The following is a 24,282-nucleotide window of genomic DNA, read 5'->3' on the forward strand; positions in this document are numbered from 1 at the left end:
TCAGGCTTTCGGCGGCTGGGCGTCGATTTTTTGTCCGGTCACGCCGCGGCTATCCGGGCCCATCAGCCACAGGTAGGTCGGCATGATTTGCTCCGGGGTGCGCAGCGTGGTCGGGTCCTCGTCCGGGTAGGCGCCGGCCCGCATATCGGTGCGCGTCGCGCCCGGATTCAGCGTATTGATGCGAAGATGCTCGTGCGCCTTGAATTCGTCGGCCAGCACTTCCATGAAGCCTTCGGTCGCGAACTTCGACACGCTATAGGCACCCCACTGCGCCCGCCCTTTTCGGCCCACGCTGGATGAGGTGAAAATCAGCGAGGCATCGTCGGCGCTGTCCAGCAGCGGCAAAAGCGACTGGGTCATCCAGATTGGACCGTTGATATTGACCTGCATCACCTGCTCCCAGAGTTCCGGCTCATACTCCTCGAAGGGCGTGATGGTGCCCAGCAGTCCGGCGTTATGCAGCACGCCATCCAGACGGCCAAACTCACGGTCCAGCCGGCTTGCCATGTCGTCGTAGTCCTCGAGCAGCGCACCTTCGATATTGAGCGGAAAGATCGCCGGCTGGGGGTATCCCTGGGCTTCGATCTCGTCGTACACGCGCTCGAGCTTTTCGAGGGTGCGGCCCAGCAAAATGACGGTGGCGCCGTGGCGGGCATAGTCGAGCGCGGCGACGCGGCCGATACCATCACCGGCGCCGGTGACGAGAATGACGCGATCCTTGAGCAAGTCAGGCCGGGCCTGATAATCGATCTTGCAGGTCATGCATAACCTCGGGGTGAATTATCCGGCGGACTGGCGAAGAAAGTCGTTGGCCAAGCCGGCGGCGCTGCTTTGCGGGTAATCGTCTCGCACCTGCTCGAGCAGCTCGCGGCTGCGCTCGGTTTCGCCCTGGCGTGCCTTGACCAATCCCAGCTTATAAAGCGCATCCGGCACCTTGGAGCTTGAGTCGAAATCGTTGATGACGCGGCTAAACGCGTCATCCGAGGCGGAGAGCTCGTTTTCAGCAGCGTAAAGCTCACCAAGCCAGTAGTAGCCGTTGGCGGTCAGGCTGGTATCCGGGTGAGCGGTGACGAAATCGTTGAAGGCATCGATCGCCTCGCTAAAGCGGCGTGCCTGGACGTGGGCGAAGGCGGCCTGATAGTCCGCCTGAGCGTCTTCGCTGACGTTGCTTGCCGAGGACGATGAAGACGACGCGGCCACCTCCTCGGCGGCCTCGGGCTCGACCTGGGGTGCGGTCGGTGCTGACGGCGTGGGCGCGGGGGCACTTTGCAGGTTCATCAAGCGGTCCTCGATATCGAGATACTGCTGCTGCGACTGGCGTTTGAGCTGCTCCATCTGATGGCGAAGCTCTTCGATTTGACCCCGCAGGCGTTGAATCTCCTGCTGATGCTCCTCGACCTGATTGAACAGTACCAGGTTACCGCCAGAGGCTTCCTGACGCTGAGTTTGCGAGTAGAACCCGCCGGAACCGGAGGACATGTCCTGAACCAGCGGCTGCTGAGCGAGCACCGCGAGAGGCAATACGGACAGCGGGAGCGCAATGGCTCCCGCACCGCACAGCCTCCCAAAAAAACGTTTGAGACTGTGATTCATGATGACTCCCAAAGACGCCCCAAGGCAGTCCTGCCCCGGGGCGCTTGATAGCTTAACGTCTAACCGTCTGACCCATTAGCCGAATTAGTAGCTAAAGACCACGCGACGGTTTTGCGAGTAGGCGCTGTCGCCCTGACCGCTGGCCGCCGGACGCTCTTCGCCGTAGCTGACAACGCTCATTTGAGACGGGGAAACGCCCTGAATGTTCAAAAAGCGCTGAACGGCGCGGGCGCGACGCTCGCCAAGTGCCATGTTGTATTCACGCGTACCGCGCTCGTCGGTATGACCCTGTAGCGTCACGCGGGCGTTGGGGTTGGCCTGCAGGTAGCGCGCATGGCCCATCACGACGGATTCGTACTCGCTTTTGATCGTGTCGCGGTCGTAATCGAAGTAGATGGTACGCACTTCGGGAATGCGTGAGTCGGCCTGCTGGCCAGCGCCGTAGCCGGAGCCCGAGGTGGAACCGTACTGGCCGCTACCGTTGGTGCCCATACCGGAACCGTTACCGGTACCGGCGGTGCTGCCGCTTTGGCTACCGTATGCGTCACCGTCCTGGGTGCCGCCGGTGCTCGAACAGCCCGCAACGGCCAGAATGGAGAAGGCGACTGCTAGAGAGCGAGCCAATGGCTTAAGTTGCATGATCAGACTCCTTGCCTGAAAAACAGAATTCAATGTTGTTCAACGTTTCTGTGGTTCAACGTTTCTGTGGTTGAACTTCAGTTTAAAAAGGGAGACCACGCGGGGTCGCGTACTTCACCCTGTGCTGCCGGCAGTCTGAATGACGAGCGGCCATCCGCCGAAACGGCACTCAAAAAGCCACTTCCACCCTGTTGGGTAGCGAAGATTACCATGGTCCCGTTCGGTGCAACACTAGGAGATTCATCCCGCGTTGACTCACTCAAGACCACCAAACGACCGCCGTCGAGTTCCTGGCGTGCCACTTGATAACCGCGGTCCGACCGGTGGACCAAAAAGATCTGATCGCCTTCCGGTGAGTAGCGCCCGCGAGCGTTGTAGTTGCCGGTGTAGGTCACCCGATTGGCGTTTCCACCGTTGGCGGACATCTGATAGATCTGGGGGCCGCCGCTGCGATCCGAGGTGAAAAGAATGTTGGCGCCGTTGGGCGAAAAAGCCGGTTCGGTGTCGATGCTGTTGCTGTCGGTCAAGCGATTGAGCGAGCGGCTGCCGATATCGAGTACGTAGATATCCGGCTGGCCATCCTTGGAAAGCGACATCGCCAAGCGGCGGCCGTCCGGCGACCAGGCCGGCGCGCCGTTGATGCCCTCGAACGATGTTGCCTGTACGCGTTGACCGCTTGAAACATCCTGAATATAGATCGCCGGGCGCTCGGTTTCAAAGGAAACGTAGGCCAGCTTACGCCCATCCGGAGACCAGGCCGGCGACATGATCGGCTGATCCGACGTCAGCACCTGTTGGCTGCGGGCACCGTCGGCGTCTGCTACGTACAGGCCGAACTGCATGTTGTCGCCCAGCCCCTGAGCGGTAACGTAAGCGATTTTGGTCGAGAACGCGCCGCGGATGTCGGTGATCGCCTCGAACACCTGGTCACTGATGTAGTGGGCCGCACCGCGCAGGTCGTTGCCGCTGACGTTGACGGTTTCGCCGATCATGCGCGTCTGGCCGCTGATATCCATCAGATCGAACTGAATCTGATAGCCGCCGCCGGTTTGCTGGGCACGCCCGACCACCAGGTAGCGCGTATCGAGCGAGCGCCAGGTGCCGAACTGAACGTCGTTTGCCTGACTTGGGCGTTCGAACATGGCGCTGCGCGCGAGCGGCGCGAACATGCCGCTACGCTCCAGATCGTCCTGAACGATTTGCGCTACGTCTTCCGGCAAGCCTTCGCCCCCTTCGAAGGGCACGACGCCAATGGGAAGCGCCTGATCACTGCCGCGCGTGATTTCGATCGTCAGGTTGGCGCTTGCGACGCTGCTGATCAGCAGCAGCACACAAAATAGCCAGGCTTTACTCAAGGTTTGCATCAACGTACCCCCGATGGAGTGAAGTTAAAGTTTATCGGTCGCGATCGTATATCGCGCTGCTGTTCCGGTGTCAGCTGTAACAGCTCACGAAACGGTGCGGCTTGTTCGACCGCCTGAACGGCGGATTGATCGAAAGCGCTGTTGCCGCTCGACGTTACTATATTAGTCAATAGAACTTCCCCCGAGGGACCCAGGCGCGCACTTATTACCGCGCGCAGGTTGTCAGCCCCGCCCGGAATAATCCAGGCCTGCTCCACGGCACGCTGCACCAGGTTACTGAAGTTGTTCGCCGCCTGCTGCGCTTGCTGGGCGTTGGCCGCGGCGGCCGCCGCCTCGCCTTCGAGCCGACGCTGCATGGCGGCTTCTGCCTCGCGCTGGCGCTGTGCTTCGGCTTCGCGTTCACGCTGCGCCTCGGCCTCGCGCTGACGCTGCTCCTCTGCTTCTCGCTCACGCCGCGCTGCCTCCTCGCGTTCGCGCTCGGCCTGGGCTTCTGCTTCGCGACGAGCTTCTTCTTCGCGCTGACGCTCGGCTTCCGCTTCCGCTTCGGCCTGGCGCTGGCGTTCGGCCTCGGCTTCAGCTTCGGCTTCGCGGCGGGCTTCCTCTTCACGCTGACGCTCGGCTTCCGCTTCTCGCTCCTGGCGGGCCTGCTCTTCACGCAGCCGTTGCTGTTCAGCCTCTGCCTCGGCGCGCGCCTGCTCTTCGGCGGCGCGCTCCTCGGCCAGCCGCTGGGCCTCCTCTTCGCGTGCCTGGGCCTGAGCTTCCTGCTCTTGGGCAAGCCGCTCGGCTTCTTCAGCGCGGCGTGCGGCTTCGGCTTCGGCCTCTTCAAGCGCCCGGGCGCGCTCCGCCGCGGCGGCTTCGGCTGCCGCCTCGGCCTCGGCCTGGGCGGTACTTTGATCGGGTTCAGGTTCAGGTTCGGGTTCTGGGTCCGGCGCGGGCTCGGGCTCGGGAGTCGGCTCCGGCGACTGTTGGGTTTCGCTACTGGCGCCGCTTTCAAGCGCAGCCTGTTGCTCGATCGCCTGCTGCGCCTGATCGGTGAAGGTTTCGGTACTCACAAACGTCGCCTGAACGATCGAGGTGGTATCCGGCTCCTCGGTGGACGATGGCCAGCTCACAAGGCTGAAAAGAAGAATCAGCGCGTGCACCGCCACGGCGAGCACTAGAGGCCAGGTGTAGCCGACGTCCTGTGGGTCACGAAAAGCGTCATGGGCCATAAAAGCGTTACCCTTGGCCGTCCTGCGGCGGCTCGGAAAGAAGCCCCACGTTGGCCACGCCCGCACGCTGAAGCGTACTCATGAGCACCACGATCTGACCGTAGGGCACGTTGCGATCGCCCCGAACCATGACCGGCGTATTGGGCACGCGCTGCAAAATGGCGACCACGCGCTCGGAGACTTCATCGATGGTGACGCTGCTGGTGTCTTCGCCCAACGTGATATAGAAGCTCCCCTCGTCATCGACGGAGATGATGATGGGATCATTGTCTTCCTGATTCTCGATGGGCTCGGAGCTGACTTGGGGCAGGTCGACCTGAACGCCCTGGGTCAGCATGGGGGTTGTGATCATGAAGATCACCAGCAGTACCAGCATGACGTCGATGAAGGGAACGACGTTGATCTCGCCCATCGGCTTTTTCTTGCCGCCGCGATTGAATGGCCCGTGCATGGTGAACTCCCTTAGCCGACGCTTTTGGTGCTATCGCGACCCTGAAGATTGCGATGCAAAATGGCGTGAAACTCTTCGGCAAAGTCTTCGTACTTGCCCAGCAGCCGGCCGACATCGTTGGAGAGACGGTTATAGAAAATGACCGCTGGAATGGCCGCAAAAAGGCCCATGGCGGTCGCGATCAGCGCCTCGGCGATCCAGGGCGCGACGGTGGCAAGGGTAGCCTGCTGGGAAAACGACAGCGCTTGAAACGAGCCCATGATGCCCCAGACCGTACCAAAAAGACCGATGTACGGGCTTGCCGAGGCGACGGTGGCCAAAAACGTCAGATGCTGTGTCAGACGGTCCTCTTCGCGCGACCACGCCACCCGCATGCTGCGCTGAACGCCTTCCAGAACGGTGTCCGGGTTGCGCGTTTTGGGCATCAAACGGTTGAATTCGCGAAAACCGGATTGAAAGATGTGCTCAGCGCCGTGGCGCGGGTCGTCGGCGGGAATGTCGCGGTAAAGCTCGTTCAGATCTACCCCGGACCAGAACGACTCTTCGAACTCGCTGTACTCGCGCTTGGCGCGACGCAGAGCGATACTGCGCTGGAAAATCACCACCCATGAGAGGATCGAACCCACCACTAGCAGCAGCATGACCAGCTGTACGACGGTGCTGGCACTCATTATCAGGTGGGGGATGGACATGGTGTTATCGTTCACAGTGGCCCTCATTGGTCAGTCAGCGCAAACGCGCCTGGGTGGTCCGTCGGTTGAATACAAAGCCCCGCTCAAATGCCTTTAGCAAGTGCCGCGCTCAAGCGTCAAGCCGATGACGTCTGGCGCTCGGCCGAAACCGTTCGGAGCGCTTCGGGCCATGCCCGGGGGCGCAGCGTATGGCGATCAAGGCAGGCTATCTCGACTGTCGCGCGGCAAAGGAGTTCCTCGTTTCGCCAAACGCGCTGCTCGAACGTCATCCTGCAGCGGCCCATATGCTCGACGTGCGCATCGACGCTGAGCGCATCGTCGAGCCTTGCCGGCTTGCTGTAGTGACAAGCCAAGCGGTATACCACTAGCTGCGTGCCTTCGTCCAGCAGCGTTTGCTGGGAAAAGCCCAATGCTCGTAGCCATTCGCTGCGAGCGCGCTCCATGAACTTCAAATAGTTAACGTAGTAGACGATGCCGCCGGCGTCGGTATCCTCGATGTAAACGCGCACCGGCAGTTGAAACGCCTGGTTTTGTTTACATTGGCGCTGTTCGCACTCAACTGGTTCGGACTGGCTCACGGGCGGCGCTCCCCTTCCACATCGACGCTCTGCTCGTGGGGCACGCGATCGAAATGCAGCCACGCCTGGCGTGTCACCATGCGACCGCGCGGCGTGCGCATCATCAAGCCCTGCTGGATCAGGTAGGGCTCGATCACGTCCTCGATGGTATCGCGCTCCTCGCCGATCGCCGCCGAGAGTGAATCCACGCCAACCGGGCCGCCGTCGAACTTGTCGATCATGGCGAGCAGCAAGCGCCGGTCCATGTGATCGAGCCCGTGGTGATCCACGTTTAGCATATTGAGCGCGGCGTCCGCCAACGCTGCGTTAACGACGCCGTCGCCCCTGATGTCGGCATAGTCGCGCACGCGGCGCAAAAGCCGGTTGGCGATTCGCGGCGTGCCGCGCGAGCGCCGGGCCACTTCGATGGCGCCCTCCTCGTTGGTTTCGACGTTCAAGAGCCTGGCCGAACGGGAGACGATTTCGGTCAGCTCTTCGAGGTTGTAAAACTCGAGGCGCTGTACGATGCCGAAGCGGTCGCGCAGCGGCGAGGTCAAAAGCCCGGCGCGGGTGGTGGCGCCGACCAGGGTAAAGCGTGGCAGGTCGAGCTTGATCGAGCGCGCCGCCGGGCCTTCACCGATCATGATATCGAGCTGAAAATCCTCCATCGCCGGGTAGAGAATTTCCTCGACGACTGGCGAGAGCCGGTGAATTTCATCGATGAAGAGGACGTCCCCCGGCTCCAGGTTGGTGAGCATCGCGGCGAGATCGCCGGCGCGCTCGAGCACCGGGCCTGACGTGGATTTGAGCCCGACGCCCATTTCGGTGGCGATGATGTTGGCAAGCGTGGTCTTGCCAAGCCCTGGCGGGCCGAACACCAACGTGTGGTCCAGGCTCTCTTCGCGCAGGCGCGCCGCGCCGATGAAGATCTCGAGCTGCTCGCGCACGCGCGGCTGGCCGATATAGTCGCGAAGCTTTTTAGGCCGAATGGCGTGGTCGAGCCGCACTTCGCCCTGTTCCGGCGCGGCGGCGATGAGCCGGTCGTGTTCTAGCATAAAACCCCATGACTGGCTGGCGTAAAATTGGTTGGCCTCGAATGAGTGGGTGCGTTCACTCAGCCTCCCATGCGCCGCGTCAGCGCCGCCTTGATCAGCGCTTCGGTGCTCTGATGCGGATCAAGGTCGGACAGCATTTTAGCGGCTTCGGTCAGCTTGTAACCCAAACTCACCAGCGCGGCTTCGGCGTCGGCGGTGTTGTCGCGCGGTGGCGCCTCGCCGGTGGCGCCTTCCAACGCCAACGGCGCGTATTCACCTCGCTCCCATTCCGGGAACCGGTCGCGCATCTCGATAATCAGCCGCTCGGCGGTTTTCTTGCCCACTCCTGGAAGCTTGGTCAGCGCCTTGGCGTCGTCGTCGCGCACGCAGCGCATGAAGGCGTCTTCATCCATGCCGGAAAGAATCGCAAGTGCAAGCTTCGGCCCCACGCCGTTGACCTTGATCAACGCGCGAAACAGCGCGCGTTCGTGCTCTCGGGCGAAGCCGTACAGCAGGTGCGCGTCATCGCGGATCGTCAGGTGGGTGTAGAGCGAGACTGGCTCGCCCGGAGCGGGCAGCGCCACCAGGGTCGTCATCGAGGCCTCCAGCTCATAGCCGACGCCGTGCACGTCGACGACCACCCAGGGCGGGTGTTTTTCCAGCAGCGCGCCGCTTAAACGACCAATCATGAACGACCTCATTCCCAAACCAGAAGATGATCAAGCGCTGGCGGGCAGCGCTCGAAACCGGGGTTACTATATGACGACTCTGTACTTATGACCAGTGGTGCCGAGGCCCTGTGGCGTTGTCAAAGCCGCCAGCGCCCGCTCGAACGACGCCGGGCGCCGCGCGCGGGCGTGGCCAGTAGCCCCTGGCCCGCGTAGGCGTGGCTCAGCGCGATCGCCAACGCGTCGGCGGCGTCGGCCTGGGGCGTGGCGGAAAGATTCAAAATCGCGGTGACCATGTGCTGCACCTGAGACTTGTCCGCGCCGCCCTGGCCGGTCACCGCCTGCTTGATCTGGCGGGCAGCGTATTCGGCGATGTTTAAGCCGTGGTTGGCCATGCACACCAGCGCCACGCCCCGGGCCTGGCCAAGCTTGAGCGCTGAATCCGGGTTTTTGGCCATGAACACGCGCTCGACGGACACTTCAGTAGGCCGGTGAAGCCCGACCACCTCGGCAAGGCCGGCGTAAATTTGCGCCAGGCGCTGCTCGAGTGCCCCGTCGGCGGTACGAATACAGCCGCTGGCAACGTAGACCGGCCGGGCGTTGACCAGCTCGATCACGCCGTAGCCGGTGATTCGCGAGCCCGGGTCGATGCCCAGAATGCGCCGGGGCGGATCAGTGGGCCGTTCATTCATGTTGCTGCTCTCCAACCGGCTGGTCTCCAGCCGGCAAAGGTGGGCCTCTTGTCTGAATAGAAAGGCACCTTGAAACGAAAACACCGGCGCGAACGCCGGTGTTTGAGCCTGCTCGATAGTGAGACGACGTTACTGCGCGGCGTCTTCGGCTTTCGCTTTCTGGCGCAGGCGGATGTTGAGCTCCTTGAGCTGCTCGGCGCTCACCTCGCCCGGGGCGTCGGTCATCAGACACGCCGCGCTTTGGGTTTTCGGGAAGGCGATCACTTCACGAATGGTCTTCGCGCCGGCCATCAGCATGACCAGACGGTCGAGGCCGAAGGCCAGGCCGCCGTGGGGCGGCGCGCCGTACTGAAGCGCGTCGAGCAGGAAGCCAAACTTCTCCTGGGCTTCCTCTTCACCGATGCCCAGGATCTCGAACACGCTGCGCTGCATGGTTTGATCGTGGATACGGATCGAGCCGCCGCCGAGTTCGGTACCGTTGAGCACCATGTCGTAGGCGCGCGACAGCGCCTGGGCCGGATTGGCCTTGAGCTCTTCCGGCGAGCAGGACGGTGCGGTAAACGGATGGTGCAGCGGGCTCAGGCGGCCGCTGCCATCGGTTTCGAACATCGGGAAGTCGACGACCCACAGCGGCGCCCACTCCTGAGTGTAAAGTTCGAGGTCGGCGCCGAGCTTGACGCGCAGCGCGCCGATCGCTTCGTTGACGATCTGAGTCTTGTCCGCGCCGAAGAAGATGATGTCGCCATCCTCGGCACCGACACGCTCCAGAAGCTCTTCGACCACGTTCTCCATGAACTTGACGATCGGCGACTGCAGCCCTTCGAGGCCCTTGGCGCGCTCGTTGACCTTGATCCAGGCCAGGCCCTTGGCGCCGTAGATACCCACGAATTTGGTGTACTCGTCGATCTCCTTGCGCGACAGGCTGGCGCCGCCCTTGACCTTCAGCGCGGCCACGCGGCCATCGTCGGCGTTGGCCGGGCCGGAGAAGACCTTGAAGTCGACCTGCTTCATCAGGTCGTCGACGTCGGTCAGCTCGAGCGGAATGCGCAGGTCCGGCTTGTCGGAGCCAAAGCGGTCCATGGCCTCCTGCCAGGTCATGCGCGGGAAGTCGGGCAGCGTGACGTCGAGCACTTCCTTGAAGAGCTTTTGGATCATCGACTCGGTGATACCCATGATATCGCTCTCCTCGACAAAGGAGGCCTCGATATCGATCTGGGTGAACTCGGGCTGACGATCGGCGCGCAGGTCCTCGTCACGAAAGCACTTGGCGATCTGGTAGTAACGATCGAAGCCGGCGACCATCAGAAGCTGCTTGAACAGCTGCGGGGATTGCGGCAGCGCGAAGAATTCGCCGGCGTGGGTGCGGCTCGGAACCAGGTAGTCGCGCGCGCCTTCCGGTGTCGCCCGGGTCAGTACCGGCGTCTCGATGTCGAGAAAGCCTTCGTTTTCGAGAAACGCGCGTACGCTGTGAGAAATGCGCGAGCGCAGGCGCAGCTTCTCGATCATGTCCGGGCGGCGCAGATCGATATAGCGATGCTTCAAGCGCACTTCTTCACCGACCTTGCCGTGTTCATCGAGTTGGAACGGCGGCGTAGCGGCGGTGTTGAGTACCTCGACGTCCTTGGCCAGCACTTCCACCATGCCAGTGGGCATGTTGGGGTTCTGGGTACCTTCCGGGCGCAGACGGACGCGACCGGTAATACGCAGCACGTATTCATTGCGAGCACGGTCGGCGGTTTCGAACGCCTGGGCGGTATCCGGGTCGACAACGAACTGCGCGATGCCGTCACGATCGCGCATGTCGAGGAAAATGACCCCGCCGTGATCACGGCGACGGTGGACCCACCCACAAACGGTCACCGTTTGATCTACCAGAGTTTCGTTAAGCTGGCCGCAATAATGGCTGCGCATGTTTCATCCTGTTCTGTTACGTGGCAATAAAAGTGGCGCGGGCATCGCGCCGTGACCGGCGCGGCTAGGCCGCGGCGCCCTTATCCTTTGATGAACCGCCTTTTGACGAGCCGTTTTTCGACGAGCCATCCTTTGCAGAGCCGCTCGACGTAGGCGCGTCGCTTTTCGCGCTGGTGCTATCCTTACCGCTCGAGGCGCCCTGACTGTCCGCGGCAAGATTTTTCTTACCACCGGTCTTGAAATCGGTTTCGTACCAGCCGCCACCGGCCAGGCGAAAGCCCGCTGCCGATACCAGCCTTGAAAGCTCGTCCTGGGCACATGCCGGGCAGTGGGTCAGCGGGTCGGCGCTGATTTTCTGTAATTTTTCCATGCGATGACCGCAGGCCTTGCACTCATACTCATAGATGGGCATGTTGATGGCTCCTGAAAAGCTCAACTGGACAGGACGTCGATGACCCAAGCGTTGCTGGGCCGTGACAATATGTGGCCTGTGGTCATAAATTCCAAGACAGCGGCCCGCAAAGCCGCCCATTATACCCTTTTGTGCCCCCTGCCAAGCAAGGTTTGGCGGGGCTCGCCGTCCATATGGAGATCATCAAATGCCCCACGCGGTAATGCTCGATGCGAAAAGCATGGGTCCTGGTATCGATTTCACCGCCATTCGCGACAGCGTGTCGTCGCTCGAGGTGTTCGACCAGACAGCGTCGGACGAGGTTGTCGAGCGGCTCAAGAACGCTGATATCGCGCTGGTCAACAAGGTCAAACTGAGCCGCGACGCCCTCGACGCCCTGCCCTCGCTCAAGCTGATCTGCGTGATGGCCACCGGGGTCAACAATATCGATATGGACGCCGCCAGGGACAACGGCATCGCGGTGAAAAACGTCACCGCCTACGGTACGGCGAGTGTCTCGCAACACACGCTGATGCTGATGCTCACCCTGGCCGCGCGCTTACCGCGCTATCAGCAGGATGTCGCCTCCAGGGCCTGGCAGCAGAGTGCGTTTTTCTGCCTGCAGGACTACCCAACGCTGGAGCTTGCCGGCAAGCAGCTCGTGATGGTCGGCCAGGGAGAACTCGGCTCCGAAGTAGCGCGGCTGGCCGAGGCGTTTGGCATGAACGTGCGTTTTGCGGCCCGCCCCGGCGATGAGGCGAACGACGAGCGCCAAAGTCTTGATGAGCTGCTGCCCCAAGCCGACGTGATCAGTCTGCACTGCCCGCTCAACGAACAGACGAAGCATCTGATCAACCAGGCGCGCCTGGCGAAAGCGAAATCCACGCTTTTACTGATCAACTGCGCCCGCGGTGGCATCATCGATGAGCACGCCGCGCTGCAAGCGCTTCGCGACGGTCAGATTGGCGGACTCGCCGTTGATGTGCTGCCCGAAGAGCCGCCTCGCGAGGGGCACGCGCTACTGGATGCGCTGGCAGCCGTTGAGCCGCTCAATCTGATCGTCACCCCGCACAACGCCTGGATCACGCCCGAAGCGCGTCAAAACATCGTTCGTCTGACCGCCGAGAACATCGACGCCTACAAAAAGAGCGCCTGAGGCGCTCTTGTAAAACGGGTTTTGCCACGGCCCTCATGCCGTGGTGAAACTTTCGGGCACGTGGGCCTCCTTGACTTGCTCGAGGCTCACATCAGTCACATGAGCGCCTTCCGGGCCATGCCATAGCCACTCGACGAGCGAATCGACCGCCTCCTCTTCCCCGCATATCAGTACCTCGACGCGGCCGTCGGAGAGATTTTTAGCGTAGCCGCTGACACTGGTGGCCAGCGCCTTTTCCCGTGTGGTGCTGCGAAAATTGACGCCCTGGACCCTCCCAGTCACAAATGCTCGTACGCTTTTAGTCGACATGTCAGCCTCCTTGAACTCCTTCACGAACTCGTGCTTGACGCGAACGGCGCTGTTACGCGGAATGATCGCCCGACCGCGGCGGGTCAATAGCGAGCGCGTAAACGCCGCGCCGAACAGCAGAATCAGCGAACTGTAATAGACCCATAAAAGCACCATGACTACCGAGCCCGCCGCCCCGTAGGTCGAGGCCGTGGCGGTATAGGCAAGATAAATGGCGATCAAATTGCGCCCGATGGTGAATAGAATCGCCGTGACCAGGCCGCCAATGAACACGTCTCGCCAGCGCAGCACGACGTCCGGCAGCACCTTGAAGATGGTTGCGAACAAAAGCGTCACCATGCCAAGCGACACCAGCGACTCGACCGCGCGGGTAAAAAAGCTAACATAGGGCACGATATAGTTCGCCGCCTGCAGCATGCCCCTCACCACGACGCCCAATACCAGCGATACCAGCAGGATGAAGCCGATGGCAAGCACCACGGTGAGCGACAAAAGACGGGTCTTGATGAAGATGAATACGCTGTTGGAAGTAGGCTTGGCGGTTACATCCCAGATCGTGTTGAGCGAGAACTGCATCTGACCAAAAACGGTCGTTGCGCCGATCAGCAGCGCTCCAAAGCCCAAAAGCGTTGGCAGCAATCCCGACTCCTCGATACGCGATTGGGCGACCGCCTGCTCGATGGCCGAGGCCGCATCGAGGCCGAGCGTTCCCTGAAGCTGAGCCACGATCTGCCCCTGGGCGGCTTCTTCACCGAGCACCATACCAATGACCGTCACGGCGATGATGATCGTTGGCGCGAGCGAAAAAAGCGTATAGAAGGCCAAGGAGCCTGCGTAGCTAAAGGCGTTTCGCTCGAGCCAGAGCGCGATGGCGTCCTGCACCACGTGCCACCAAAAAAGCAGCGTTCTTTTTACCTGCATGTTGATTCCCTTGCAAAATGCATTATAAGTGCGCCTTATATCGAGCGCTTGTATGGTCTGATCAGCATATCTAACTATAGTCTGCCGCGCAGCGTTGTCGTGATGTCGGCAAAACTTGCCCCTAAGCGCTCAATGAACGGCTTTGAGGATTATCAGGCCTGCAAAAAGTCGCGGGGAAGCTTCATCATCTGGCGCCACAGCCGCTCGACGCCCGGTTTGTGGACCAACGAGCAGCGGTAAAGGCGAATTTCCAGTGGGATATCGAGACTCTCGTCGCCGGCGCGTACCAGCCGGCCACTTTTAAGCTCTTCGCGAATGCAGAAATCCGGGATCCAGGCCATGCCTACGCCTTGCAGCACCATTCCTTTCAGCCCTTCCGCCATTGCGGTTTCGTACACCGTACGCAGATTCAATCGGCGCGGGTCGTTCTTGAGCACCATGTGCACGCTTTTACCCAAAAAAGCCCCCTGGCTATAGCTCAGATATGGTACCGGGTCGGGTTGGTCGAGGGTAAACAGCGGCTTGCCCTGTGCGTCTGCAAGCGATACCGGCAGCATGTTGACGTTACCGATCGAAAATGAAGGAAAGACCTTGGTGTCGAGCTGCATGGTGGCAAAGGGGTCGAAGTAGGCGAGCATCAGATCACAGTTGCCCTCGCGCAGCACGTGGATCGCTTCGCCGACGTTCATGGCCACTAATCGGGTGGGTAGCTCTCCCACTCCCTTTTGCAGCCGCGAGATCCAGGGGGGGTAGAAACTTAGCGCAAGCGAGTGCGCCGCGACGATATCCAGCGCCTCGTTGGCGATCGATAGCCCCCTCAAGTGGTTCAACGATTCATTGAGCTGATCGACCAGGTTGCGCGCGGTGACCAAAAAAAGTTGGCCCTCCGCAGTCAGCCCGATGGGCGTGGTCGAGCGATCCACCAGCGTGGTGCCCAGCGCCTGCTCCAGAGCGCGAATGCGCCGGCTGAACGCGGGCTGAGTGACGTGGCGCTGTCGTGCAGAGGTGGAAAAACTGCGCGTATTGGCGAGCGCGACGAAATCCTCGAGCCATTTGGTTTCCAGATTCACCCGGTTCTCCTCGATTCGGCCTTCATGCTAGCGCTACTGAATGGGCGCGGTTAAATACGCGGCTCGCGACACGACCTTTTTCCAAAGCGGGCGATTGCGAATTTCATCGATCGTCACGCGACGACAGTGGGTAAAGTCCTCTTCCAGCATGTGGGCGACGCTCAAGGCAAAGGATTCAGACGGCATATACGCGGTAATTTCGAAATTGAGGCGAAACGAGCGGTTATCCAGATTTACCGTGCCAACCGTTGCGGCTTCTGAGTCAATAAGCATAACCTTTTGATGTAGAAATCCGGGAAGATAACGGTATATTTTTACACCCGCACGCAGCATGTCGGGTAAAAATGAAAAAGCCGAAAGAAACACCAGAAGATGGTCCGGACGCTCGGGGATCATGACGCGCACGTCCACTCCCCGCATGGCCGCCAGGCGCAGCGCATCCTGAACGCCTTGGTCCGGCACGAAATAGGGGCTGGTCACCCATAGCCGGTCGTTGGCGCTATGAATCAGCTGCTGTACCAGAAGACTTGCGGTATCGTGCTTGTCTGCCGGCCCGGAGGGTACGATCACCACCTGATGATCCATTTGGGCGTGATTTTCCGCGTGCCAATTCAGCGTGATCACCTCCCCGGTCGCCCAGTGCCAATCTTCCCAAAAAGCTTCCTGGAGGCCGAGTACGCCCGGCCCCTGAAGCGCCAGGTGCGTATCTCGCCAGGGGCCGTGACGGGGGTTCTCCCCCAGATATTCGATACCCACGTTGAAGCCCCCGACCCACCCCTTTTTACCGTCTACCACCATGATCTTGCGATGGTTACGAAAATTGAGCTGAAACCGGTGCTTGAAGCCGCGGGAAGATCCGAACGGGCTAACCGCTACCCCTTCGCTTTCGAGCTCCTTGAAGTAGCTGTCGCGCAGTTTGCGGCTGCCAAGCTCATCATAAAGAAAGTAGACCCGTACGCCGCGCCTGGCCGCCTCGAGCAGGCGCGCTTTTAGTGCCTGGCCAAGCCGGTCGTCACGTACGATGAAAAATTGCAGCAGCAGGTAGTCTGTCGCCTCGTCGATCCCCTGAAACAGATTTTCGAAAGTGGCTTCCCCATCGATCAGGAGCTCGGCGTGGTTACCCTTGGTCAACGGCATCATCGCCAGTTGCTCGACCGCCTGAATGTCCCGCGTGGCGGGCAGCGAAATATGCGGCTTCATGTTATTACGATAGCGGCGCAACACGCGGCGCAACACGTTGTCTTTGGCGCCACGAGCGGTCACGTAGCCGTAAAAGCGCGGCCGGCCGAACAGCCAGTAAGCGGGCAGCGCAACGTAGGGGAACGTGAGAAGTGACATGATCCAGGCAACGGCGCCCTGGGAGGTACGGCTCGACATCAGCGCCATGACGGCGGACACGACCCCCATGAGATGAATCAGTAAAATGGCCGTACCGATAAGCCATGAGGTCATCTAACGCTCCCTGCCATGGACATGAATTCCCTTGTGATTTCGCATGTGCAAAAGCCCCGCAATACGGGGCTTTGTCGGTCTATAATTGCAGGCGTTCAGTTTACGCGGTTTCGGCGATGATTGCCTTCCATTTGGCCGGGCCGGTCTGGTGCACCGACGTACCTTTCGTGTCGACGGCGACGGTGACCGGCATGTCTTCTACTTCGAATTCATAGATGGCTTCCATCCCCAGGTCCTCGAACCCGACCACGCGCGACTTCTTGATTGCCTGGGCGACGAGATAGGCCGAGCCGCCGACGGCCATCAAATAAACCGCCTGGTTGTCGCGAATCGCCTCGATAGCAGCCTCGCCCCGCTCTGCCTTGCCGACCATGCCCAAAAGGCCGGTCTCCTCGAGCATGGTGCGGGTGAACTTGTCCATCCGCGTGGCGGTGGTCGGACCCGCAGGGCCAACCACCTCGTCGCCGATCGGGTCGACCGGGCCGACGTAGTAAATGAAGCGCCCTTTCATATCGACAGGCAGCGGCTCGCCCTTGCTGATCATGTCGGTCATACGTTTATGGGCGGCGTCGCGCCCGGTCAAGAGTTTGCCGTTGAGCAGCAGCGTATCGCCGGGCTGCCAGGTTTTGACTTCTTCCGGTGTAACGCTGTCGAGATCGACCCGCTTGACGTTTTCACCCACTTCGCGAGTAATCTCCGGCCAGTCCTCGAGTTTGGGCGCAGGCAGCGCGACCGCGCCGGAGCCATCGAGGGTGAAGTGCGCGTGACGGGTGGCGGCACAGTTGGGGATGATGGCGACCGGCTTGTTCGCCGCGTGGGTCGGGTAATCCTTGACCTTGATGTCGAGCACCGTAGTCAGGCCACCCAGGCCCTGCGCGCCAATACCGGTCTTGTTGACCTTATCGAACAGCTCCAAACGCAGCTCTTCGGCACGGTTACTCGCCCCACGTGCCTGCAAATCCTGAATGTCGATCGGATCGAGCAGCGCTTCCTTGGCGATTTCCATGGCTTTCTCGGCGGTGCCGCCGATACCAATACCGAGCATGCCCGGCGGGCACCAGCCAGCGCCCATTTTAGGTAGCTGCTCCAGCACCCAATCGACGACGCTATCGGACGGGTTCAGCATCGCGAACTTGGATTTCGCCTCGCTACCCCCGCCTTTCGCCGCCACGTGGATATCGACCTTGTCGCCGGGCACGAGCTTGTGGTGAATGATGGCGGGCGTATTGTCTTTGGTGTTCTGGCGCTTGCCGTCCGGGTCGGCCAGCACCGAAGCGCGCAGTACGTTGTCGGGCAGCAGGTAGGCGCGGCGAACGCCCTCGTTGACCATATCGTCGAGGCTCATGTCCGCCTCCCAGGTCACGTTCATGCCCACGTGAACAAACACGGTCACGATGCCGGTATCCTGGCAAATCGGCCGATGGCCGGTGGCGCACATCCGCGAGTTGATCAGGATCTGGGCGATGGCGTCCTTGGCGGCAGGGTTCTCTTCGCGCTCGTAGGCGGCCGCCATGGCGTCGATGAAGTCTTTCGGATGGTAATAGGAGATGTATTGAAGGGCGTCGGCAACGCTTTGAATAACGTCATCCTGCTTGATCACGGTCATGAACAACGGGCTCCTCGGTGGATCGATTTCAAGCGGCTATTTATCAAGGGGATTTTTCAACCCGTTAGCCGTTCTAATTCATCGATTATACCTGATCGATTCATCGCCGGCAGCTTTGCTGTTGTCGCTGAATTTTTTGCAAAGACCTAAATTATAAATTTTTTATGTTGCATAAAAGATAACGGTATAAATATTTATCGTTAAGTCGCCGGCTGGCAGTGCGGGCACCAGTAAAGGCGCCGCGACCCTACCATTTGTCGTTCGATGATGTCGCCACAGCGATGACATGAGAGCCCGGCGCGCTCGAATACGCTAAAGCGCCACTGGCGCCTGGTTTCACCCGCTGCCTTGGCCTGCTCGATCCACGCCTCGCGGTTCGTCACGCCCGCCTGCCGGTAAGCCTGCCACGTGGTGTCGATAATGATCTGCGCCAGCTGCTCTCGCTCGTTATCGCCAAGGTCGACCGGGCGCTTTTTGGGGTTGAGCCCGGCGTAGAACAAAATTTCCGAGCGTAAATAGTTGCCGAGCCCCGCCACGAGCCCCTGATCCAGCAGCAGCGCCCCGAGGCTTCGACGGTGAAAACGCGAATCGTCGAGCCGCGCCAGCACGCTGGCAGCCGAGACGTTTTGACTCAAGAGATCCGGTCCAAGCCTTGCGAGAAACGGATGCTCATTAAGCGCATCAGCGTCGAGTAGCGCGATGCTTGATGCGCTGTAGAGACTCGCCGCCCTGCCCTCGGTGACGAGCCTTACGCGCAGCGAGCGATTGGTCTGAGGCGGCTTGTGGGCGGCGTGGAGTTTCCATACCCCGTAGAGCTGATTATGAGAATAGAGCACGCGCTGGTTATCGAAACGAATCAGCATCGCCTTGCCGCGGGTTTCGACGGCTTCGACACGCGTGTCGATCAGGGAATCCGCCTGGGTTTGTAGCTCTTCGAAGGCGAACCAGGCGTGCTCCAGCACGCGCCCGCCAATCTGTTTTTCGATGCGATCTGCTGCGCGGCGGATCTCTGGTCCTTCCGGCATGTTTACCCCAGTACCAGCTGTTTCTCTTTCATTTGGTTGAGCTGATCGCGAAGGCGCGCCGCTTCCTCGAATTCAAGATTCTGGGCCGCCTCGAACATGGCGTCTTCCAGCTTGCCAATCGCCTCACCCAGCTCGTGCTGGCCCATGTTGGCGATATCGTAGTCCGGCGTAGCACTTTTCTTGCGATCTGCCCCGCGACGGCCGTTGGTCTTCTTCGCCCCGGGGGCCTGGGCTGCCTCGAGAATGTCGGCCACGGAGCGCGTGACGGTGGTCGGCGTGATGCCGTGCTCTTCGTTGTGCGCCATCTGTTTGGTGCGACGCCGCTCGGTTTCGTCCATCGCGCGGCGCATCGAGTCGGTAATACGATCGCCGTAGAGAATCGCCTTGCCGTGGGCGTTACGCGCGGCACGGCCGATGGTCTGGATGAGCGAGCGCTCGGCGCGCAGAAAGCCCTCCTTGTCCGCATCGAGAATCGCCACCAGCGACACCTCGGGAATATCCAGGCCCTCACGCAGCAGGTTGATGCCCACCAGCACGTCGAATTTGCCCAGGCGAAGATCGCGGATGATCTCGACCCGCTCGACGGTGTCGATATCCGAGTGCAGGTAGCGTACGCGCACGTCGTGGTCGTCTAGATACTCGGTCAAGTCTTCGGCCATGCGTTTGGTGAGGGTGGTGACGAGCACGCGCTCGCCGACCGCCGTGCGCTTGTGTACCTCGGAGAGCAGATCATCGACCTGGGTACTGGCCGGGCGCACTTCGATTTCCGGGTCCAGCAGGCCTGTTGGGCGAACCACTTGCTCGACGACCTGGCCCGCGTGTTCGGCTTCGTAGTTGCCGGGCGTGGCGGAAACGAAGATCGTCTGCGGGCAGATCGACTCCCACTCCTCGAATTTCATCGGGCGGTTGTCCAGCGCCGAGGGAAGCCTGAAACCGTATTCGACCAGCGTTTCCTTGCGCGAACGGTCGCCCTTGTACATGCCGCCCACCTGCGGAACGCTGACGTGGGATTCGTCGATGAACAGCAGCGCGTCGTCGGGCAGGTAGTCGAAGAACGTCGGCGGCGCATGGCCCGGGTCGCGCCCGGAAAGATAGCGTGAGTAGTTCTCGATACCGTTGCAGTAGCCAAGCTCCAGCATCATCTCGATATCATAGAGCGTGCGCTGCTCGAGACGCTGCGCTTCCACCAGGCGTTCGTGCTTTCTAAGCCACTCCAGGCGCTCCTTGAGTTCACCCTTGATCGACTCGATCGCCTCGAGGATCGTTTCGCGCGGAGTGACGTAGTGGGATTTCGGGTAGATCGTCATGCGCGGCACCTGACCGCGCACGTCGCCAGTCAGCGGGTCGAACAGGCGGATGGAGTCGATCTCATCGTCGAACAGCTCGACCCGCACCGCCTCCTCGTCGGAGTCCGCGGGAAAAATATCGATGACGTCGCCGCGTACCCGGTAAGTGCCGCGGCGAAAATCCATGTCGTTGCGCGTGTACTGAAGTTCGGCAAGGCGGCGCAGGAATGCGCGCTGATCGATCAACTCGCCCCGAGTAAAGTGCAGGCGCATCTTCAGGTACTGGTCCGGGTCACCCAGGCCGTAAATTGCAGAGACCGATACCACGATCAGCGCGTCGCGGCGCTCCAGCAGCGCCTTGGTCGCCGACAGGCGCATCTGCTCGATGTGATCGTTGATCGAGGCGTCCTTCTCGATGAAGGTGTCCGAGGACGGCACGTAGGCTTCCGGCTGGTAGTAGTCGTAGTAGGAAACGAAATACTCGACCGCGTTGTCCGGAAAGAACGCCTTGAACTCGCCATAAAGCTGAGCGGCCAGGGTCTTGTTCGGCGCCATGACGATGGTCGGGCGCTGAAGCTGTTGAACGATATTGGCCATGGTGAAGGTCTTGCCCGAGCCGGTCACGCCCAACAGCGTTTGATGGGCAAGCCCCGACTCGAGCCCGTTGATCAGGCCCTTTATGGCATTGGGCTGATCGCCCGCAGGCTGAAACTTCGACGTTAGCCGGAACGCTTTGCTCATCACTACTCCCGTTCTAGAAAAGGACTATTGGCGCGAGGCGTCAGTCGCACTCGCAAGCCGGGTCTCGATGGTGACCGTGGCCTCGGTCATCAAGCGCTGCACCGGGCAGCGGCTGCTGATGTCCAGAAGTTTCTGTTTCATCGCGTCATCCAGAGGCCCCTGGAAGTCGAGACGTACGTCCAGCCCATATTCGCCTTCACGCTCCTTGCGGTCGTCACGCGCAATGGTCACCGTGATACCTTCGAGCGGCCACTCCTTGCGCCTGGCGTACATCTGCACGGTGATCGCCTTGCAGCTGCCCAGCGCCATATCGAAGTAGTCGTGGGGGTCCGGGTCCTGGCCGTCGCCGCCAAGCCCTTTGGGGGCATCGGCGTAAAGGGCCTCGATGCTTTCGACCTCGATACGGTGGCGAAACGTCCGGTTGCGTTCGCTGATCAGCGTGATGGGGGTGCGCATCATGAGACCTCGACGCCTAGCTTGAGATCCTTCACCGCCTTGACGAGGGTCTGGTGGCTCGCCCGTCCTTCCACTTCCGCACCGTGGCGACCGACCTCCGCACTCTCCACGCCGTCGAGCATCATTAGCGCGGTGGTGATTCGGTTGACCTGATCGGCGTTTTGTACACCCTTGAAGCTCAGCGATTGAATAGCCATGACACGTCCTTTACTTGAGCCGGCGCCAGCGCCGGTAAACTCGTGCAAAGGCTTGCTGCAAAACCGGGCAGCAGAACCTATGCAAAACTGATACAGACCGAGAAGTCTAGCACGGCGGGCCAGGCTTGCAATTACAACCTGGCGCCCGCACCTGCCTTGAGTAGTGTTAGGCTAGACGCATTCTCAATCCCCTTGCCGTGGAGCATGTATGGCAACCGAACACCTACCCACTTTTAATGGTGAAGTGCGCCTCGATCACCTATCAATACTGGACATCAAGGGCGAGAACGCCGAGAAGTTCCTTCAGGGCCAGACCAGCGCCCAGGTGAGCCTGGCCAACGGTTCTTTCGCCCCGCTCACCTGCTTCTGCACGCCCAAGGGGCGCATCATCGCCAACGGTCAGCTTTTCCGGGTTGCCGAGCACCATTATCGCCTGCTGGTCAGCACCACGCTGGCGGACAAGCTCGCGACTCACCTTAAAAAGTTTGCCGTGTTCTATCGCGCCGAGCTTAGCCTCAATTGCGCCATCGCTCTGGTGGGTGCCGGACCAGCCCAGGCCCTCGAGCGCGCCAGGGCACTGGGGCTCGTGCTACCCGCAAGCGGCTATCTGCACAGTGGCGACGAGAAGGCATCGGTACTGCGTCTGCCTTTTGAAGAGCGCTACCTCTTTTGTATCGAGGACGATATGCCCGACGCCGATGCGGCGCTCGAAAACGCCTGGCGGCTGGCGGACATTCAAAGCGGCATCGCCTGGCTTGACGAAGTCCAGGAAGATCATTTCCTGCCGCAAATGATCAACTGGGAAGCGCTGGGGGGTATCAGCTTCAAGAAAGGGTGCTACACCGGCCAGGAAGTCGTAGCGCGGGCGCACTTTCGCGGCCAGGTCAAGAAGCGCCTGGTGCGCGCAAGCCTGAAGGCGGATGCACTGCCCGCCGCCACTGAATCGCTGGTAAGTGACGAAAACAAAAGCCTGGGCGAGGTGGTCAGCAGTGCCTTCAGTGATCAGGGGCACGTCGAGCTGCTGGCGGTGGTGGCAACCAAGGCCATCGAGGAGCCGCTGCCGCTTTATTTGAACCAGCAGCCCGTAACGCTCGAATCGTTGCCCTACGCCGTCGAGCGCCTGGACCCGGAGCAGCTCTCGGCGAGTCTGATGTCGACCTAGCGAGAGCGAGCCCGCTAACTAAAACGGCCCGGCGAACGTCAGTTCGCCGGGCCGTTTTGCCTGAAGCCGCGTTATGCAATAAACGACTTCAACATGCTACGAGAGACTTAGTGCTCGCGGGTAGGCTGGAAGCGAATGTCTGGCCAGCGCTCCTGAGTCATCTGCAGGTTGACCCGGGTCGGGGCGATATAGGTGAGATAGCCGCCGCCATCGATGGCAAGGTTCGCACTCGCCTTGCGCTTGAACTCCTCAAGCTTCTTCGCATCGTCGCAGTATATCCAGCGGGCGGTCTGCACGTTCACCCCTTCGTAAATACAGTCGACCTTGTACTCCTCTTTCAGGCGGTGCGCGACTACGTCGAACTGCAGCGTTCCCACCGCGCCGAGAATCAGGTCGTTGTTGTCCATCGGCATGAAGACCTGGGTGGCGCCCTCTTCCGAAAGCTGCTGCAACCCTTTCTGCAGCGCCTTCATTCTCAGCGGATCTTTCAAGCGTACACGCTTGAAAAGCTCCGGGGCAAAGTGTGGGATGCCGGTAAAGCGCATGTCCTCGCCCACGGTGAAGGTATCGCCGATCTGTACCGTGCCGTGATTATGCAGACCGATGATATCGCCAGGCCAGGCTTCCTCGACCTGGGAGCGGTCCGAGGCCATGAAGGTCAGGGCGTCGGCGATCTTGACGTCCTTGCCAATACGCACGTGGCGCATCTTCATGTTCTTCTCGTACTTGCCGGAGCAAACCCGTAAAAAGGCGATGCGGTCGCGGTGATTCGGGTCCATGTTCGCCTGAATCTTGAACACGAAGCCGGTGAAGCGCTCGTCACTGGCGGTCACTTCCCGGGTGTCGGTCTCGCGCGGCTGCGGCGCCGGGGCGTATTCGACGAAGCCATCGAGCATTTCGCGCACGCCGAAGTTGCCCATGGCGGTGCCGAAGTAGACCGGGCTCAGCGCGCCGCGCCGGTAGGCGTCGAGATCGAAAGCGTGGGAGGCGCCGCGCACCAGCTCGATCTCCATGCGAAGCTCTTCAGCCTGCTCTTCACCGAGCAGCGTATCGACTTCCGGACTATCCAGCCCTTCGATGCGCTTGTCTTCGGAAATACGATTGCCCTGGCCCTGGGTATAGAGATGGATCACATCGTTATAGAGGTGATAAACCCCCTTGAAGTGACGCCCCATACCGATCGGCCAGGTCATCGGCGCACACTGAATGTTGAGAACCGTTTCGACCTCGTCCATCACCTCGATCGGGTCGCGAATGTCACGGTCCATCTTGTTGATGAAGGTGAGAATCGGCGTGGTGCGCAGTCGGCACACTTCCATCAGCTTGATGGTACGGTCCTCGACGCCCTTGGCGCCGTCGATCACCATCAGGGCGGAGTCGACCGCGGTCAGCGTCCGGTAGGTATCTTCCGAGAAGTCCTCGTGACCGGGGGTGTCGAGCAGATTGACGATACGCCCACCATAGGGGAACTGCATCACCGAGGTGGTCACCGAGATGCCGCGCTCCTGCTCCATCTTCATCCAGTCGGATGTCGCGTGGCGGTCATTGCGCTTGCTCTTGACCGAGCCCGCCATCTGAATGGCGTTTCCAAACAGCAGCATCTTCTCGGTAATCGTGGTTTTACCCGCATCCGGGTGCGATATGATAGCGAAGGTGCGTCTAAGCTCCGCTTCACGGGCCAACTGCGTCTCTTTCATC

The 24,282-nt window shown here is 60.8% G+C and carries 23 protein-coding genes and 2 pseudogenes; 2 read left to right on the forward strand and 23 right to left on the reverse strand.

Annotated elements, in window-relative coordinates; translation table 11 throughout:
• The 13 genes and pseudogenes from RN347_RS08060 to RN347_RS08120 all read right to left on the reverse strand — a co-directional run.
• Positions 1 to 762: a YciK family oxidoreductase gene (locus tag RN347_RS08060; protein ID WP_311960777.1), complete on the reverse strand. Its 762-nt coding sequence runs from the start codon at positions 760 to 762 to the stop codon at positions 1 to 3.
• A gap of 18 nt (positions 763 to 780) precedes the next feature.
• Complete coding sequence (gene ybgF / locus RN347_RS08065) at positions 781 to 1,593, reverse strand: tol-pal system protein YbgF (protein WP_263584135.1); 813 nt, start codon at positions 1,591 to 1,593, stop codon at positions 781 to 783.
• 84 nt (positions 1,594 to 1,677) lie between these two features.
• A complete protein-coding gene (gene pal / locus RN347_RS08070; protein ID WP_263584134.1) occupies positions 1,678 to 2,232 on the reverse strand; it encodes a peptidoglycan-associated lipoprotein Pal in 555 nt (184 codons plus the stop codon).
• A gap of 77 nt (positions 2,233 to 2,309) precedes the next feature.
• On the reverse strand, positions 2,310 to 3,596 hold the full coding sequence (gene tolB / locus RN347_RS08075; RefSeq protein ID WP_263584133.1) for a Tol-Pal system beta propeller repeat protein TolB: 1,287 nt from the start codon (positions 3,594 to 3,596) through the stop codon (positions 2,310 to 2,312).
• Positions 3,596 to 4,807: a cell envelope integrity protein TolA gene (tolA, locus tag RN347_RS08080; protein ID WP_311960778.1), complete on the reverse strand. Its 1,212-nt coding sequence runs from the start codon at positions 4,805 to 4,807 to the stop codon at positions 3,596 to 3,598. The genes tolB and tolA overlap by 1 nt, the downstream gene beginning before the upstream one ends.
• Before the next feature lie 7 nt (positions 4,808 to 4,814).
• Positions 4,815 to 5,258, reverse strand: a complete 444-nt coding sequence (gene tolR, locus RN347_RS08085; RefSeq protein WP_263584131.1) for a protein TolR — start codon at positions 5,256 to 5,258, stop codon at positions 4,815 to 4,817.
• An 11-nt stretch (positions 5,259 to 5,269) separates the two neighbouring features.
• Positions 5,270 to 5,950 carry a protein TolQ gene (gene tolQ, locus RN347_RS08090; protein WP_263584130.1) on the reverse strand — a complete coding sequence of 227 codons (681 nt, stop codon included), beginning with the start codon at positions 5,948 to 5,950 and terminating at the stop codon, positions 5,270 to 5,272.
• 116 nt (positions 5,951 to 6,066) lie between these two features.
• Positions 6,067 to 6,465 (reverse strand): tol-pal system-associated acyl-CoA thioesterase, encoded by a 399-nt coding sequence (gene ybgC, locus RN347_RS08095; RefSeq protein WP_311960835.1) that lies wholly within the window; start codon positions 6,463 to 6,465, stop codon positions 6,067 to 6,069.
• A 59-nt stretch (positions 6,466 to 6,524) separates the two neighbouring features.
• On the reverse strand, positions 6,525 to 7,562 hold the full coding sequence (gene ruvB / locus RN347_RS08100; protein WP_311960779.1) for a Holliday junction branch migration DNA helicase RuvB: 1,038 nt from the start codon (positions 7,560 to 7,562) through the stop codon (positions 6,525 to 6,527).
• Positions 7,563 to 7,621: 59 nt separating this feature from the next.
• Complete coding sequence (gene ruvA, locus RN347_RS08105) at positions 7,622 to 8,230, reverse strand: Holliday junction branch migration protein RuvA (protein ID WP_263584128.1); 609 nt, start codon at positions 8,228 to 8,230, stop codon at positions 7,622 to 7,624.
• 119 nt (positions 8,231 to 8,349) lie between these two features.
• Positions 8,350 to 8,901 (reverse strand): crossover junction endodeoxyribonuclease RuvC, encoded by a 552-nt coding sequence (ruvC, locus tag RN347_RS08110; RefSeq protein ID WP_263584127.1) that lies wholly within the window; start codon positions 8,899 to 8,901, stop codon positions 8,350 to 8,352.
• A gap of 129 nt (positions 8,902 to 9,030) precedes the next feature.
• Positions 9,031 to 10,812, reverse strand: coding sequence for an aspartate--tRNA ligase (gene aspS, locus RN347_RS08115; RefSeq protein WP_263584126.1), 1,782 nt, complete (start codon positions 10,810 to 10,812; stop codon positions 9,031 to 9,033).
• Between the two features lie 133 nt (positions 10,813 to 10,945).
• A pseudogene (locus RN347_RS08120) lies at positions 10,946 to 11,224 on the reverse strand (FmdB family zinc ribbon protein); the annotation flags it as partial.
• Between the two features lie 187 nt (positions 11,225 to 11,411).
• On the opposite strand from RN347_RS08120, the gene RN347_RS08125 reads away from it, so the two are divergent.
• Entirely contained in the window at positions 11,412 to 12,359 is a 948-nt protein-coding gene (locus RN347_RS08125) for a D-2-hydroxyacid dehydrogenase (RefSeq protein WP_311960780.1), read from the forward strand.
• A gap of 33 nt (positions 12,360 to 12,392) precedes the next feature.
• On the opposite strand, the gene RN347_RS08130 is transcribed toward RN347_RS08125, so the two are convergent.
• The 9 genes and pseudogenes from RN347_RS08130 to RN347_RS08170 form a co-directional block, all read right to left on the reverse strand.
• Complete coding sequence (locus RN347_RS08130; RefSeq protein WP_311960836.1) at positions 12,393 to 12,668, reverse strand: acylphosphatase; 276 nt, start codon at positions 12,666 to 12,668, stop codon at positions 12,393 to 12,395.
• Positions 12,669 to 12,689: 21 nt separating this feature from the next.
• A pseudogene (locus RN347_RS08135) lies at positions 12,690 to 13,589 on the reverse strand (YihY/virulence factor BrkB family protein); the annotation flags it as partial.
• Between the two features lie 152 nt (positions 13,590 to 13,741).
• A complete protein-coding gene (locus RN347_RS08140) occupies positions 13,742 to 14,659 on the reverse strand; it encodes a LysR substrate-binding domain-containing protein (protein ID WP_263584124.1) in 918 nt (305 codons plus the stop codon).
• A 33-nt stretch (positions 14,660 to 14,692) separates the two neighbouring features.
• A complete protein-coding gene (gene cls, locus RN347_RS08145) occupies positions 14,693 to 16,111 on the reverse strand; it encodes a cardiolipin synthase (protein WP_263584123.1) in 1,419 nt (472 codons plus the stop codon).
• 100 nt (positions 16,112 to 16,211) lie between these two features.
• On the reverse strand, positions 16,212 to 17,717 hold the full coding sequence (locus RN347_RS08150) for a fumarate hydratase (RefSeq protein ID WP_311960781.1): 1,506 nt from the start codon (positions 17,715 to 17,717) through the stop codon (positions 16,212 to 16,214).
• Between the two features lie 200 nt (positions 17,718 to 17,917).
• Positions 17,918 to 18,742 carry an endonuclease VIII gene (nei, locus tag RN347_RS08155; RefSeq protein ID WP_263584121.1) on the reverse strand — a complete coding sequence of 275 codons (825 nt, stop codon included), beginning with the start codon at positions 18,740 to 18,742 and terminating at the stop codon, positions 17,918 to 17,920.
• Positions 18,743 to 18,744: 2 nt separating this feature from the next.
• On the reverse strand, positions 18,745 to 20,769 hold the full coding sequence (uvrB, locus tag RN347_RS08160) for an excinuclease ABC subunit UvrB (RefSeq protein WP_311960782.1): 2,025 nt from the start codon (positions 20,767 to 20,769) through the stop codon (positions 18,745 to 18,747).
• 24 nt (positions 20,770 to 20,793) lie between these two features.
• On the reverse strand, positions 20,794 to 21,228 hold the full coding sequence (locus tag RN347_RS08165) for an OsmC family protein (protein WP_311960783.1): 435 nt from the start codon (positions 21,226 to 21,228) through the stop codon (positions 20,794 to 20,796).
• Positions 21,225 to 21,422: a hypothetical protein gene (locus tag RN347_RS08170; protein WP_311960784.1), complete on the reverse strand. Its 198-nt coding sequence runs from the start codon at positions 21,420 to 21,422 to the stop codon at positions 21,225 to 21,227. Before RN347_RS08170 ends, RN347_RS08165 begins: the two co-directional genes overlap by 4 nt.
• Positions 21,423 to 21,630: 208 nt before the next feature.
• On the opposite strand from RN347_RS08170, the gene RN347_RS08175 reads away from it, so the two are divergent.
• Positions 21,631 to 22,584 carry a folate-binding protein YgfZ gene (locus tag RN347_RS08175; protein WP_263587267.1) on the forward strand — a complete coding sequence of 318 codons (954 nt, stop codon included), beginning with the start codon at positions 21,631 to 21,633 and terminating at the stop codon, positions 22,582 to 22,584.
• Positions 22,585 to 22,691: 107 nt separating this feature from the next.
• On the opposite strand, the gene RN347_RS08180 is transcribed toward RN347_RS08175, so the two are convergent.
• On the reverse strand, positions 22,692 to 24,281 hold the full coding sequence (locus RN347_RS08180) for a peptide chain release factor 3 (protein ID WP_263587266.1): 1,590 nt from the start codon (positions 24,279 to 24,281) through the stop codon (positions 22,692 to 22,694).
• Position 24,282: the final 1 nt, after the last annotated feature.

Origin of the sequence: Halomonas sp. PAMB 3264 (assembly GCF_031954245.1) — a bacterium.
Lineage (GTDB): Bacteria > Pseudomonadota > Gammaproteobacteria > Pseudomonadales > Halomonadaceae > Vreelandella.

Coding starts and splice junctions, on each gene's coding strand:
- nei (WP_263584121.1), bottom strand. CDS start 18,742: ATGCCGGAAGGACCAGAGATCCGCCGCGCAGCAGATCGCATCGAAAAA.
- tolR (WP_263584131.1), bottom strand. CDS start 5,258: ATGCACGGGCCATTCAATCGCGGCGGCAAGAAAAAGCCGATGGGCGAG.
- RN347_RS08150 (WP_311960781.1), bottom strand. CDS start 17,717: ATGACCGTGATCAAGCAGGATGACGTTATTCAAAGCGTTGCCGACGCC.
- ybgF (WP_263584135.1), bottom strand. CDS start 1,593: ATGAATCACAGTCTCAAACGTTTTTTTGGGAGGCTGTGCGGTGCGGGA.
- cls (WP_263584123.1), bottom strand. CDS start 16,111: ATGACCTCATGGCTTATCGGTACGGCCATTTTACTGATTCATCTCATG.
- RN347_RS08165 (WP_311960783.1), bottom strand. CDS start 21,228: ATGATGCGCACCCCCATCACGCTGATCAGCGAACGCAACCGGACGTTT.
- RN347_RS08180 (WP_263587266.1), bottom strand. CDS start 24,281: ATGAAAGAGACGCAGTTGGCCCGTGAAGCGGAGCTTAGACGCACCTTC.
- uvrB (WP_311960782.1), bottom strand. CDS start 20,769: ATGAGCAAAGCGTTCCGGCTAACGTCGAAGTTTCAGCCTGCGGGCGAT.
- ruvB (WP_311960779.1), bottom strand. CDS start 7,562: ATGCTAGAACACGACCGGCTCATCGCCGCCGCGCCGGAACAGGGCGAA.
- RN347_RS08060 (WP_311960777.1), bottom strand. CDS start 762: ATGACCTGCAAGATCGATTATCAGGCCCGGCCTGACTTGCTCAAGGAT.
- tolQ (WP_263584130.1), bottom strand. CDS start 5,950: ATGTCCATCCCCCACCTGATAATGAGTGCCAGCACCGTCGTACAGCTG.
- ruvA (WP_263584128.1), bottom strand. CDS start 8,230: ATGATTGGTCGTTTAAGCGGCGCGCTGCTGGAAAAACACCCGCCCTGG.
- RN347_RS08170 (WP_311960784.1), bottom strand. CDS start 21,422: ATGGCTATTCAATCGCTGAGCTTCAAGGGTGTACAAAACGCCGATCAG.
- tolB (WP_263584133.1), bottom strand. CDS start 3,596: ATGCAAACCTTGAGTAAAGCCTGGCTATTTTGTGTGCTGCTGCTGATC.
- aspS (WP_263584126.1), bottom strand. CDS start 10,812: ATGCGCAGCCATTATTGCGGCCAGCTTAACGAAACTCTGGTAGATCAA.
- pal (WP_263584134.1), bottom strand. CDS start 2,232: ATGCAACTTAAGCCATTGGCTCGCTCTCTAGCAGTCGCCTTCTCCATT.
- RN347_RS08130 (WP_311960836.1), bottom strand. CDS start 12,668: ATGTCGACTAAAAGCGTACGAGCATTTGTGACTGGGAGGGTCCAGGGC.
- tolA (WP_311960778.1), bottom strand. CDS start 4,807: ATGGCCCATGACGCTTTTCGTGACCCACAGGACGTCGGCTACACCTGG.
- ruvC (WP_263584127.1), bottom strand. CDS start 8,901: ATGAATGAACGGCCCACTGATCCGCCCCGGCGCATTCTGGGCATCGAC.
- RN347_RS08125 (WP_311960780.1), top strand. CDS start 11,412: ATGCCCCACGCGGTAATGCTCGATGCGAAAAGCATGGGTCCTGGTATC.
- RN347_RS08175 (WP_263587267.1), top strand. CDS start 21,631: ATGGCAACCGAACACCTACCCACTTTTAATGGTGAAGTGCGCCTCGAT.